Origin of the sequence: Phaeobacter sp., from assembly GCF_022825805.1 — a bacterium.
In the GTDB taxonomy this organism is placed as follows: Bacteria; Pseudomonadota; Alphaproteobacteria; order Rhodobacterales; family Rhodobacteraceae; genus Phaeobacter.
The window spans coordinates 1-12,821 of sequence record NZ_JAJDWC010000124.1; the positions used below are offsets into that span (position 1 = coordinate 1).

General features: G+C 57.7%; 12 protein-coding genes and 1 pseudogene. 2 read left to right on the top strand and 11 right to left on the bottom strand.

The features are described 5' to 3' along the window. Both Q0C28_RS14545 and Q0C28_RS14550 read left to right on the top strand, forming a co-directional pair. A pseudogene (locus Q0C28_RS14545) lies at window positions 1-135 on the top strand (IS481 family transposase); the annotation flags it as partial. Window positions 136-151: 16 nt separating this feature from the next. Next, a complete protein-coding gene (locus tag Q0C28_RS14550; protein WP_293576874.1) occupies window positions 152-1,105 on the top strand; it encodes a phosphoribosylaminoimidazolesuccinocarboxamide synthase in 954 nt (317 codons plus the stop codon). Window positions 1,106-1,162: 57 nt separating this feature from the next. On the opposite strand, the gene Q0C28_RS14555 is transcribed toward Q0C28_RS14550, so the two are convergent. The 11 genes from Q0C28_RS14555 to Q0C28_RS14605 form a co-directional block, all read right to left on the bottom strand. Continuing rightward, window positions 1,163-1,564 carry an NUDIX domain-containing protein gene (locus Q0C28_RS14555; RefSeq protein WP_293576864.1) on the bottom strand — a complete coding sequence of 134 codons (402 nt, stop codon included), beginning with the start codon at window positions 1,562-1,564 and terminating at the stop codon, window positions 1,163-1,165. Window positions 1,565-1,809: 245 nt separating this feature from the next. Further along, window positions 1,810-2,406, bottom strand: coding sequence for an amino acid synthesis family protein (locus Q0C28_RS14560; RefSeq protein WP_366934243.1), 597 nt, complete (start codon window positions 2,404-2,406; stop codon window positions 1,810-1,812). Further along, a complete protein-coding gene (locus tag Q0C28_RS14565) occupies window positions 2,403-3,212 on the bottom strand; it encodes an alpha/beta fold hydrolase (RefSeq protein ID WP_293576865.1) in 810 nt (269 codons plus the stop codon). Before Q0C28_RS14565 ends, Q0C28_RS14560 begins: the two co-directional genes overlap by 4 nt. Then, the gene (locus Q0C28_RS14570; RefSeq protein ID WP_293576866.1) at window positions 3,205-4,278 is read right to left on the bottom strand and encodes an ABC transporter ATP-binding protein; all 1,074 of its coding nucleotides are present in this window, start codon (window positions 4,276-4,278) and stop codon (window positions 3,205-3,207) included. The genes Q0C28_RS14565 and Q0C28_RS14570 overlap by 8 nt, the downstream gene beginning before the upstream one ends. 17 nt (window positions 4,279-4,295) lie before the next feature. After that, the gene (locus Q0C28_RS14575) at window positions 4,296-5,099 is read right to left on the bottom strand and encodes an ABC transporter permease (protein ID WP_293576867.1); all 804 of its coding nucleotides are present in this window, start codon (window positions 5,097-5,099) and stop codon (window positions 4,296-4,298) included. Continuing rightward, complete coding sequence (locus Q0C28_RS14580; protein WP_293576868.1) at window positions 5,099-5,923, bottom strand: ABC transporter permease; 825 nt, start codon at window positions 5,921-5,923, stop codon at window positions 5,099-5,101. Before Q0C28_RS14580 ends, Q0C28_RS14575 begins: the two co-directional genes overlap by 1 nt. Before the next feature lie 183 nt (window positions 5,924-6,106). Beyond that, window positions 6,107-7,183: an ABC transporter substrate-binding protein gene (locus tag Q0C28_RS14585; RefSeq protein ID WP_293576869.1), complete on the bottom strand. Its 1,077-nt coding sequence runs from the start codon at window positions 7,181-7,183 to the stop codon at window positions 6,107-6,109. Window positions 7,184-7,234: 51 nt separating this feature from the next. Then, on the bottom strand, window positions 7,235-8,284 hold the full coding sequence (locus Q0C28_RS14590; RefSeq protein ID WP_293576870.1) for an LLM class flavin-dependent oxidoreductase: 1,050 nt from the start codon (window positions 8,282-8,284) through the stop codon (window positions 7,235-7,237). Window positions 8,285-8,293: 9 nt separating this feature from the next. Next, window positions 8,294-9,802: an aldehyde dehydrogenase gene (locus tag Q0C28_RS14595; RefSeq protein WP_293576871.1), complete on the bottom strand. Its 1,509-nt coding sequence runs from the start codon at window positions 9,800-9,802 to the stop codon at window positions 8,294-8,296. Next, on the bottom strand, window positions 9,799-10,794 hold the full coding sequence (locus Q0C28_RS14600; protein ID WP_293576872.1) for a flavin reductase: 996 nt from the start codon (window positions 10,792-10,794) through the stop codon (window positions 9,799-9,801). The genes Q0C28_RS14595 and Q0C28_RS14600 overlap by 4 nt, the downstream gene beginning before the upstream one ends. 96 nt (window positions 10,795-10,890) lie before the next feature. Then, entirely contained in the window at window positions 10,891-12,660 is a 1,770-nt protein-coding gene (locus Q0C28_RS14605) for a helix-turn-helix domain-containing protein (RefSeq protein ID WP_293576873.1), read from the bottom strand. Window positions 12,661-12,821 lie beyond the last annotated feature (161 nt).

Here is a 12,821-nt window from a genome sequence, read left to right on the forward strand (position 1 = left end):
GACGACCGCGCCGCCGATCTGCCCGTCTGGACACATCTCTACAATTGGCACAGACCACACGCGGCCCTAAAATCAAAACCACCAATCAGCCGGTTACGATTAAATCGGAACAACCTATTGAGGCTCCACAGCTAGAGCGCAGATTGATCATATCGCCTTTGAGGGCGCTGACTTTGTTCATCGCGGCAAGGTGCGGGACAGTTTTGGCTTCGGAGCGCATCGGGCGCTCGTCGTGACGGATCGGGTTAGTGCGTTTGACCGGGCGCTGGGATTGGTGCCCGACAAGGGCGCAGTGCTCAACCAATTGGCAGCCTGGTGGTTTGCCCAGCTTGATGCTTTGGATATTGCGCATCATTTGGTCGATGTGGTGCATCCCAATGTTGCGCTTGTGCGCTCGGTTGATGTCCTCCCGTTGGAGATTATCGTGCGCGGATATCTGACTGGCAGCACCACCACCTCGGCTTGGCATGCCTACCAGCATTTGGACCGGAAGATCTGCGGTCTGGAGATGCCAGAAGGTATGGTGAAAAACCAGCGTTTTGACCATCCCTTGTTGACACCGACAACGAAGGAAGCCCATGGCGACCGGCCAATATCACAGCAAGAGATCTTGCAGCAGGGATGGTTGGACCCATATGCGGCGAAATCGGGAAAATCGGCAGCGGCTCTTTGGGAAGAGATCAGCAATACGGCGTTTCGCATGTTTGAAATGGGCCAGCGTGTCGCCGCCGAACGCGGTTTGATCCTTGTGGACACCAAATACGAAATGGGCGTTGCTGAAGATGGCAGCCTGGTCGTGGTGGATGAGGTCCACACCCCGGATTGTTCCCGGTTCTGGCTGCGCGACAGCTACGAGGCGCGGTTGGAGCAGGGGCAGGAGCCCGCAGCCTTGGACAAGGAATTTATTCGCCGCCAGATTGTCGAGGCGGGTTTTGATGTTCGCAGCAATGCGGATCCATCGACCTACGTCACACCGCAGATCTTGGCAGAGGCCCGTGATCGGTATCTCGATCTTTTCCAGCGGATGACCGGAACTGTACCAGATTTGCAGCCCAAACAGTCGGTTGCCGAGGTGCTGACTGATTTGCGCACCAAAGCGCTATAGCCTGGGTGCCGCGTTTCGGGATTGATGTGCATCTGATGCGGCCCTTGGCGGGTTGCATCAGGCATCAATGATCCCCGCTTTTGCCAGCTCCGGTATGACATGGTCGGCAAAGACCGATCCGATTTTGATGTTTGGGCTGGTATTGGGCCCACCGACCCAGGCCAGCTCAGCAATCTCGGCCATCGGTACCAAATCCTGTGAGACATCAGTGAGATAGGCGTAGATGGTGACGGAACCCGCTTCCAGAGCTGAGGCATTGGTGAAGGTCCCGAAAAAGCGAAAACCTGCAACCTCTGCGCCCAGCTCCTCGCGGATTTCTCGGCGCAAGCAGTCTTCTTGTGTCTCTCCCGGGTCTATTTTGCCGCCCGGTGAAATGAACACATCGGTCGAGGCTTTGCGAACGACGAGCAGGCGTTTGTCGCGCACAATGATCGCGGCGCATTTCTGGATCGTTGTCATGTGCGTTCCCTGTATGACTTGGTGTTTTCAATCGGGGTTTAGATCGACGGGATGGGTCGAGATCGAGTGGTCCACCACCTAGCGGAGACCGCTTTTGAATATAGCGGCTTTCTGGTTGAGAAAAAACCAATCCTCTGCACACCGGGTGCTGCCGAAGTCGCAAGGGGCCACCCGCGATTGTGCGCGCGGATGACCCTATTGGTGATTTTGGTGGGTGGACGGGGGTTCACCCTAGGGCGGGGTGGTTAACTCGGCCGGGTTGTCTGGTCGTGACCCATGTCCTCCATATCCTGGAAGCGGTCGCCGATCCGATGATGCGGCCGTCCTCCGGTGGCGACACCAATGGCGATCAAAACTTCGTCTGCGGCTGGCGCATCGGGGATGTTGAATTCTACGGTCATGAAATGAGAGCGCGCTCCGCCCTCATGAATGTGTTTCAACGGCATGGTAATGGAATTGCCGGGCCCGCCGCGTTTGTTAGAGAACGGGATGAAATCGCTGCTCTGGACGGCGTCGCGCAGGAAGTTGCCAAAACGCAAAGTGTGGATCAGGGCAGAACCGTGTTCGACCTCGCCATTGACGCCAACAATGGCCGATTTTCCGAAGGCCTGCACTTGATCGCCGCCCCCGACCAGAGGCATCAAGCGGTTCACCATTTCTTCGCCCAACACAGGTGCATAGGCATGGATTTCTGGTGCTAGATCCTCGACAAAACGACCGGACCAGGGGTTTTTCAGCACCGCGGCTACTGCAGCCATGCGCAGGGGTGGGTTGGCTGGTTTGTGGCCTTCAATCAGGATGTCTTCTATCCAGGCAACATATTTGCGGACTTCTGGGGTCATGTCGTGATCTTTTCTGTTGGGCCGCCGTTGGCGACGAGGAAGGGTTCAATCAGGCCTGCCACGTGTTTCGGTGCTTCCAAGAGGACGGAGTGTTTCAAATCAGGCAGAATGTGCAGCTGTGCGTCTGGAATGCGGTCCGCCATGAAACGCGACATCCGCGGGGATGAGCCGATGTCGTTTTCGCCGGTCATCACGAGTGCGGGCACGGTAACGCGGTGTAGTTCTGCCCCGAGATCATTGCCCGCCAGCACCCTATAGGCTGCAACGTAGCAATCGGGGTCGTTCTGCAGCGATTTTTGCCTGCGTGCCTCCAGCACCTCGGGATGTTGCGCGACGAAGGCGGGTGTGAACCAGCGGTCGACCGCATTGGCCAGATGAGTGAGCGCGCCGTCGCGGGCGAGGGTTTCGGCGCGTTCGTTCACGCGGTCCTGTTCCTCGGGTGTGCGTCCACCGACGGAGGAAACCAGCGTCACGCAACGCAAACGTTCTGGGTGACTCAGCGCAATTTGTTGGGCAATCAAGCCGCCCAATGAGAACCCGATGACCGAGGCAGTTTGAACACCCAGATGATCCAGCAAGGCGACGGCGTCATCGGCCAAGCCCGCGAGAGTGTAGGGTCCAGGTGTTCGCCGAGATGCGCCATGGCCGCGCAGGTCAAAGCGGATGTAACGGCGATGCTGTGACAGATGCGCCAGCACGCCATCCCAGCTCTCCAGATCCGAACCAACCCCGTGGATCAACAGCACCGGATCGCCGGAACCTTCGTCGCGAAAGCTCAGCGCCACATCGGCGGAACGTTCAAACATCGGCCAGAATCCTCGCGTCACGGGCCCGGAAGCTGAGGGTGGCCTGACTGCCGATGGCAAGCGCTGTGGCTTCGGCCTGGGCGGCCTGTTCGAGGGCAGCGACTTCTGTTCCGTCTTCCAGCGCGATGATCGCCTTGCGGGATTGACCGAGGTAGATCAGCTCTTTCACCGTGCCTGTGAGCGTGTTTTCTGCGCCTGGCGTTGTGTTACTAATCACCCGCAACCTTTCTGGCCGCACCGCGAGCACGGCAGCGGCCCCATCCACCAATGGTGCACCCAGCTGGCCGTTCAGGCCACGCACTGAGGCACAGCCATTCCCGCAGCCCGCGGCCTGGCCTGCGATGAAATTGGTTTCTCCAATGAAATCAGCAACAAATTTCGTCTCGGGCGCTTCATAAAGATCGCGGGGGGCGCCCACCTGTTCAATCCGGCCCTGGTTGAACACGGCAATCCGATCCGACATCACCAGCGCCTCCTCCTGATCATGGGTCACATAGAGCACCGTGGTCCCCATGTTCTTGTGCAGATGCATGATCTCCAACTGCATGTGTTCACGCAGTTTTTTATCCAGCGCCCCCAGTGGTTCATCCATCAGCAACAATCTGGGTTTGAACACCATGGCCCGTGCCAGCGCGACGCGCTGTTGTTGTCCACCAGACAGCTCTTTGGGCAGGCGTTGGCCAAATCCTGCAAGTCCGACCATCTCCATGGCCTCTTCCACTTTGGTGCGGCGATCGCGTTTGGCCACTCCGCGCATTTCCAATGGGAAGGCAATGTTCTGTGCGACGGTCATATGCGGAAACAGCGCATAGTGTTGAAAAACCATGCCAATGTCGCGTTTCCAAACGGGGATCGGGTCCAGCGGTTGCCCGTTCAGGCTGATGCCGCCGGCGGTTGGTGTGGTAAAGCCTGCGACCATCATCAACGTGGTTGTTTTGCCGGATCCGGATGGACCGAGGAAGGTGACGAATTCGCCGTCTGCAACATCCAGGTTGATATCTTTGGCTGCGTTGATCAGACCATAGGCTTTGCCAAGATCGGTGAGTTTCAAAAGAGAGTCAGTCATTCATCCATCCTCAGGATCTACAGTCCAGGCTCACGCCCCGAACGACGCCGCGCCAGCCCATCTGCCAGCAAGGCCAGCAGAGAGAATAAAAACAATACGGTGGCGATGGCAGCGATGGTGGGATCGGTGTCACCTTTGATGTTGGACCACATCTGGACTGTCACAGGCCGGACCCGCGGGGTGGACAGGAACAGGGAGACCACCAGTTCGTCGAAGGAAATTACCATTGCAAACAGCATGCCTGACATGACCGAGGGGGAAATTAGCGGCAGTGTCACGCGGCGAAAGGCCGTCCAGGGTGGTGCGCCGCAATTGGCGGCGGCATCTTCCAGGCGTTTGTCAAACACGGCGAGGTTGGCGCTGACCGTTGACAGGACATAGGGTAGTGTCAGGATCACATGGGCGAGGATCAGCCCTGACAGAGACCCATAAAGCCCCCAAATCCGGAACACACCAAAGATCGCCGCGGCGGTGATGATCACTGGCACCACCAGCGGCGCCATCAGTACAGCGCGGATCACCAACGCCCATTTGCTTTCCATCCGGCTCAGCGCCAAGGCGGCGGCTGTGCCCAGGACGGTTGCGACAATTGCAGCTGGCACCATGATCTTCAGCGATGTCACTAGGGTTCGTGTCCAGGTCGGGTTGCTGAACATCTTCTCGTACCACTGCAGCGACAGGCCAGGCGGAGGAAAGGTCAGGTATAGGGCCGAGCTGAATGAGATCACAAAGATGATCACCAGAGGGGCCAGCATGTAGACCACCAGCATCACGTTGATGACGCCGCGCAAGGCGCCCCAGAACTTTGCAGAATAGAACATCAGATCCGCCCCCGGCGCAGTTTGGAGACGCCCTTGATGATCGCAAACAGCAATCCAGTGCCGACCAGCAGCACGATGGCCAGGGCTGAAGCCAGCGGCCAATCTCCAAACTCGTCAATGCGTTCAAAGATCAGCTGCGCAATCATGATGTCACCGCGTCCACCCAAAAGGGCCGGAGTGATGAAATAGCCAAGCGCGACAATGAAAACGAGCATTGCCCCGGTGCCGAGGCCCGGCAGACACAATGGCAGGTAAACCCTGAAGAATGCTCTGACGGGTGTCGCGCCCAAGTTGGTGGCAGCCCGGAAGAACGACCCGTCGATCCGGGCCATGACCGCATAGAGTGGGAAAACCATAAACGGCAGCAGCACCTGCACCATGCCCAGCAGAACGCCAAAGCGGTTATAGACCAGATCCATCGGCTCAGCGATCAGGCCAATCCCTGTCAGGATATCGTTGATAATGCCGCCGCGCTGCAGGATCACCAACCAGGCAAAACTGCGTACTAGGATAGAGGTCCAGAACGGGATCAGTACCACAAAAATCAATAGTTTGCGGATCCGGGGTCGCGCATGGACCATGGAATAGGCCACCGGAAATCCGATCAGGGCGCATAGAACCGTTGTAACACCAGCGATGGTGATCGTGTTCCATAAAACGCCGAGGTAAATGCTTCGTGAGAAAATGGTGGCGTAGTTTTGCAGCCCCCAAACCGGTTCTGAAACACTGCGCTGCAAGAGCCAGCTGACTGGGTATAGGAAACAGACCCCGATCAGCAAGACCGCTGGTATCAAGAGCCAGAGAGTACGGTTCCCCGCCGTCATCGCACTGAATCTCCTGTCGTCTAGAAGGATGTTTCGTCTTGGCCAACGCACAGATATGCGCGCCAGGCAGCGCCTATTCCCGGTTTTTGCCAAAATTAAAGCTTTGGCCTGCCCGGGAGAGCGCTGCCCTTTGGATCATGTGTCACACGCGCAATCGCCACGCCTGCGCAGGCTGCGCTGTTGTCAGCTCAGCTTCCATTCGTTCCAACGCTCGGTCAGTGGGCCAAGGTTGTCGCGCCAATAGGCGGCGTCAATCAAGAAGCCTTTTTCAGCGTTTTCAGGCGTGGTCGCCAACCAGGGTACAACGCTGTCTTCGACCTTATCGAATGCGGCAGGGTTCACTGGCGCATAGGCGAGCGTGTTGGCCATCAGGGCCTGATTGTCCGCGTCCACTGTGGCATTCATGAAATGCTGTGCCACTTCGGCGTTTGGGGCACCTTTGGGGATCACCAGATAATCAATCGAGCGGATGTTCTGGTTCCAAGTCAGATTGACTGGTGCGCCCTTCTTGTTGACATCGAAGGTCCGCCCGTTCAGCAGCACCCCGACACCAACTTCACCGTCGGCAAACAACTGCTGCGCGGCGGAGTTTGAGCTGTACCAGATGACGTGATCCTTGATGCTGTCCAACTTGCGATAAGCGCGATCGATATCGAGGGGATAGAGATCTTCCGGTGCCACGCCATCCGCCATCAGGGCAATTTCCATCATGGGATAGGCGCGGTCGCGCAGGGCCCGCTTGCCCGGAAATTTTTCGACATCAAAGACATCTGCCCAGCTCTGCGGAGTGTTTTCGCCCACTACATCGGTGTTGAAGGCGATGTTGTAGGACCAGACGATGCAGCCGATGCCCTTGTCATGCACATAGGCCTGATCCAATGCACTCGCATCGACTGTGCTGAAATCGAGGTCTTCAAACAGCTCTTCATTGGCAAAGAGGAAGGTGTCAGTGACATCAACCACGTCCCAAATCGGCTCACCGCTTTCCACCATAGTGCGCAGTTTGGAGCCGCTCATCGGGCCATCCTGGATCACCAGCGCACCAGTCGAAGCCATGAACGGATTGCAATAGGCCGCTTCCTGCGCGGCCTGGTAGCTGCCGCCCCAGCTGGCAAAGACCATCTCTCGCCCAGAGAGATCTATTGCCGCCCAGGCCCGTCCGGTGCCTGCCGCCAATGCTGCGGCAGACACGCCCGCTGCCAGGGATGTCGTTAGAAATCTGCGTCGGCTCAACGCCGCGCCGGTTTTGCATTCAGTCATGATTTCCTCCCTAAGGTAGACTGGAGCGTGGGTGATGCGCCGAAGCCGTCTTTATGCGGCTTTCTGAGCGCGAAAATGCGGAATCACGCGGTCTGCAAACAGCTCGACCGTGCGCTGCGCTACGTCATGGGGCAACCCGAAAGTGGGGCCGATCATGATGTGATCGATGCCAAGCGCCTGATAACGTTCAAGTTTGGCGATGATTTCATCTGGCGTGCCAAACAGCAGGTTTTCCTTCAGGTTCTCTGGCTGGTATTCGCCGCGGGCTGCCACCGTGTTGAAATCAACAGGCTCGGGGAATCCGTTTGACACGGACCCTGCGTTTTTGAACAGGTTTTCGAAGTTCCGCCCAAAGTTGACCACCGATGCCACCGCGGTATCCAACACGGCAGGATCATCATAAACACAGCAAACTCGCAGCGTCGCATGGCTGAGCCCGGCCGGATTGCCAGCCACCTTTTTGGCTGCTTGGAATTTGTTTTCGAGATCTTCGACCTCGGCAAAATCCTTGCGCAGTGCTGTGGACATCACATGGCAGTTGTTCTTCAGCGCGAATTCGAATGTGTTTTGATCCCGTGCAGCCACCCACATTCTGGGTGCTTTGCCCAGGGGTTTGGGCACACAGGCGACAGAGGGGAAGTTCCAGATCTCGCCTTCATGGGCATAATCGCCTTCCCACAAACGTTGGACTGCGGGGATGATTTCGCGCAGATATCTGCCGCCTTCGCCCTGCGGCATACCGCCTGCCATGCGGTCGAATTCATATTGATAGGCACCGCGGCCCAACCCCAACTCCAACCGCCCACCGGTTAGGATATCGCAAAGCGCGGCCTCGCCCGCCAGCCGGATCGGGTTCCAGTAGGGCGCGGCCACAACGCCGGTACCCAGCCGTACATTTTTGGTGTGGTTGCCCCAATGGGCCAGCAGCTGGAATGGGTTCGGTGATATGGTCAGCTCAATGGTGTGATGCTCGGCAGTCCAGACGATATCGAACCCGCCTTGGTCTGCGATTTTCACCAAATCCAAGGCCTCGGCGGCAATCTGATCCATCCCTTTGGAGGTATCAAACCGAGCCATATTGATGACGATAGAGAATTTCATGGAAATATCCTACTTGTTGACCCGCATCACAAAGGCGTCTTGCTGGGCGCCGGAATAGTCGATTACGACGGTCTTGATGCGGCTGAACTCTTCAATGGCGGCAAAGCCGTTGTGTTTGCCGTAGCCGGAATCTTTATGTCCGCCCGAAGGAGACATGACAGAGGGGCTGCGGTAGGTGTTGATCCAGACCATGCCAGCCTCGATCCTGCGCATGAAGCGCAGCGCGCGTTGGAGATCTCGTGTCCAAATGCCCGAGGCCAGCGCAAAATCGCTGTCATTGGCTTGCCTCATCAGGTCCTCGTCGTCGCGAAATTTGAGGATGGCGAGCACCGGGCCAAAAATCTCTTCCCGGGCGATGCGCATATCATTGGTCACGTCAGTGAAAACCGTCGGTTCAACAAACCAACCATCGCCCAAGCCATCGGGCCGCCCGCCGCCAAAGGCCAATGTGGCGCCCTCGGATATAGCGCTTTGGGTGAACTCTTCGACCTTTTTGACCTGGCCCCATAGTGCCAGCGGGCCAAGCTGCACGTCATCGCGGCGCGGATCGCCGATGTTGATGGCGCGGGCCTTGGCAATGATCTTTGCGACCACCTCGTCATAGACGCTTTCCTGGATGAAACAGCGCGAGCCTGCTACGCAGGTCTGCCCTGCTGCGGCAAAGATCCCGGCGACCACGCCGTTGGCGGCTGCATCCAGGTCCGCATCATCGCAGACCACGTGAGGAGACTTACCACCCAGTTCCAATGCTGCAGGGGTCAATTGCTCGGCCGCGCTTTTGGCAATGACCTTGCCAGTTGCAGGCCCGCCGGTGAAATCGATCTTGTTGACGCCGGGATGGGTGATCAGCGCATCGCCCGTGGTGTGGCCAAGGCCGGTCACCACATTGAACACACCATCAGGAAAACCCGCCTCTTTCATCAATCCGGCAAAGGCGACCGCTGCCGCGGAGGCATGTTCCGAGGGTTTAACCACGACTGCATTTCCACAGGCCAGACAGGGCGCTAAGGCCCGCATCATCATGAACAGTGGGGAATTCCACGGGATGATGACGGCCACAACACCCACGGGTTCGCGGACAGTGAAGTTCAGCATATCGGGTTTATTGACCGGGATGGTCGTGCCTTCGATCTTGTCCGCCATGCCCGCGAAATAGCGCAGGGCGACAGGCAGCGCCTGGCTCAGCGCCCGCATTTCACGCAGCAGTTTGCCGTTGTCCTTGGTTTCTATCTCGGCCAACCGTTCGACATTGGCGTCCAGGAGATCGGCCAGCTTCAGCATCAACAGACCGCGTTGGCTTTGCGTCATATCGCGCCAGTCTGGATTGGTCATTGCCTGCTGGGCGGCAGAAACTGCTGCGTCCACTTCGCTGGCGGTGCAATCAGGGACCTGACACCAGACTGCACCGCTGGCAGGATCAAAGCAGTCGATTGGCGCGCCTTCCGAAACCCTGTATGCGCCACCTACATAGATCGGCAAACAGCTGTCGGTTAAAGTGTCTACGGTGAATGCGTTCACGTGACGTGCTCCTGATCTGTGATGAATTTGGTCCATGGTGTGGCGCTGCGCTCAATGGCATGGATCTGACCTGCGCGGTTTGATCCATCGATGTAGAGACCAAAGCGTGCCTCAACGTATTCGCTCTGAAACCGGCGTAGGATTGACCGGAGCTGTGGTGTCGCCATTTCCTGCAGTGGCAATTGGTCCGTCGGGAAGAGCTGCAAATCGCTGTCCAGCGTCCCGAATTCCATATCACCTTGAAAAACCATCCACGTCGCGTTGCCCGACGGGGCATCGAACACCGAATACAAAAAGCCCAAGTCAGCCGCGATGCCCTGATCTGCGAGTGTTTTTTCCAAGGCCCGGCGCGCTTCGCGGAAACCTGGGCAGACATCACCCATCGGCAGCGACCAGCCCTCCGGAGTTTTGCGCAGCAGCACAGATCCATTGCAGTCCAAGAGGCAACCCACCCGCACACCGCCATGATGGGAAACGGAATCCGCGGCATCTTCTGCCAGACCAAGATCCAGATAGTGACCGCGCAGATACGCCAAAGGGCGGCCTTCGGTTTCGCCGAAATCTGCAACGCGGCCGATCAGGATGATATGGTCCCCGGCATCCACCAGGTTGTCGGTGCAGCAATCGAACCAGGCAAGGGCTCCATCGATCAGCGGTGTGCCCTCTGCGCTTTCGTGCCAAGCCGTATCCGCGAACCGATCAGCCCCTTTGGAGGCGAACCGGTTTGAGACATCTTTTTGGGCCTCACTAAGGATATTCACCGCAAAGCGACCAGCGCGGGAGAAGTGGTCAAGATTGGCCGAGGTTTCTGCAAGACACACCAGCAGCAGCGCTGGGTCCAGCGACACCGAGGTAAAGGAGTTCGCGGTAAAGCCGATCGGATTGCCGTCTGCGTCCCGCGCTGTCACCACCGTCACGCCGGTGACAAAACTGCCAAAGGCTTGCCGCAGCTGCCTCTGCCTGTCGTCGCTATTTTGTGTCTTGTTGCTCACCGTAGTGGTCCATGTCTGGTGCTGTTGCAGGCAGACTAGGAGCCGGAGACGGTGTCAGTCCTCCACCGGTTCTAGCAAGATCAGAAAATAAAATTGCTACGTTCCATAGGAAAACCGCAGCCTGTGCAGTCGAATTGCCAGATCAAGTTCAAAACACTTATCTGAATCGTCGAAATTCAATCCATGTTGGTGGCTCAACTGCTCAAGCCGGTAGCGCAAGGTCGACACATGTATGTCCAACCGATCCGCTGCCTCCTGATACCGCCGTCCCGTGTCGAGGAAGGTCTCGATTGTGCGCAGAGCAACCTCCGCCTTGCGGGCTGGAGCGGTCAGCGCTTCTGGCAGCACATTTTGGAGGAACGCCTCTACCTTTGGCATCTCGGCGGAGGCCATCAACGCAGGAAACTCACCCACATTCACGGGCGTCACCCAGCCTGACGCGCTCATTGACTGCGCGACATCCAAAGTGGCCTCGCACGTCTCTTTCGCTTTCTTAAGCTGCTCGATCTTTTGCACCTGCGCGGACATCACCAATCCTGTCTGTGGCGGCAATAGTGATCGGACGCGGGACAAGAACATCGCTTGTTTGGTTTCTGCCGCGCTGCTGCTGTCATCCAGAAGCAAGATTAGATTACCATCCAGCAAACATGAAACTGCTGGCCCAAACAGCAACTGCGCCGTGCGCAGGATGAAACTGTGCACCCCATCGTCGACACCTTCGGTTGGATCTGTCTGCGGCACTCGCAGCATTAGCAGGCGCAATGGCGCGTCTAGATCGAAATCCAGCCGATGGGCTTCGTCCAAGAGCTCTTCGCGATCTTGCCAATGGCCGCTGAACAATCGCGACATGAGCCGTCTGGCTGTCACCCGACATGATTTGAAATCAATGAAGCTGCGCAGGATGAAGGACGACAGCGCCAACCGCCCTGCCTGCGCCGCGATACGCTCGTGATCGCTGAGCGGCGCATCTAGAAAGAAGAACAATGCGCCCACGTGGCTGCCATCAATCTGCAGTGGGCTCACCTCTGCGCGTAAGGCATTACCGGCCACTGTCAGATCCATTTCTGTGCCACTGGCCAGGCCCCGCGCCGCCAGGGCTGCCGCGATCAGCTCTTCGGGCATTCGGCGTGGTGAGGCAAGCGCGACCGGAGGTGGTACATCTGGGTCAAACAGCCCCCGCCCAGACGTCAGATCAACTGCGAGCCATCCGGCTGGAAACAGGCTGCTTAACCCGACTGCAAGCGTGCCCGCAGCTTCGGTATCCAGTGTTTTGGTCAAGGAGGCCGTCATATGCTCCAGAATGGCACGCAGGCGCTGTGCCTGTTTCTGCTGTTGCTCCAGTTTGCGCATCTTACGCACCGCGATGGTGGCAAGTTCAGCCACACATTGTAGAAAACTGAGGTCTGTTTCATCGACATCCACGAGCTGCCGCGACGCCACAGAATACACCATCTGCCGCCTGTGAACGTCTCGCACCTCAAGGGGAATGATCACTGTCGTGTGGTATTTGCGGCGGATCGCATCAGCCTGGAACCCGGGAAATTCATCCTGCGCCGCCGCATCGCGCAGGATCAGCGGTTCTCCGTTTTCCAGCACTTTTCCAACCGGGCTCAGGCGGGCGTCCCAACCTGGAAACCCCGCCAGATCACTGGGGTTGAAGGGATCATGCCGGACAATCGGGATCGCCAATCCCGCTTCGAGATCCAGCACCTGAATGCTGCTCAGATCCCATTGCGAATGTTGGCACACACCCTGTGTCAGCAGTTGATAGGTTTCGTCGGCATCGTGGCTTTCATCAATGAAGCGCGCGAGGCTTGAGATGTTGCGGAAATGGCGGGCCGGATTCAGATGTCCAGAGCGGGGCAAAGTGACCTCCTGCCCAGGATACCCAAGTTCGACAGTTAATCGCGTAAGTATTTGATATTTTTCACCCGGAAGTGGCGTTTGTGTGACGACAACAGGCTGTCAGGCCGGTTTTGGCAGGTTCAGGGTTGCGAAGAGGTCGAGTTGCTCCGGAGTGATTTTGC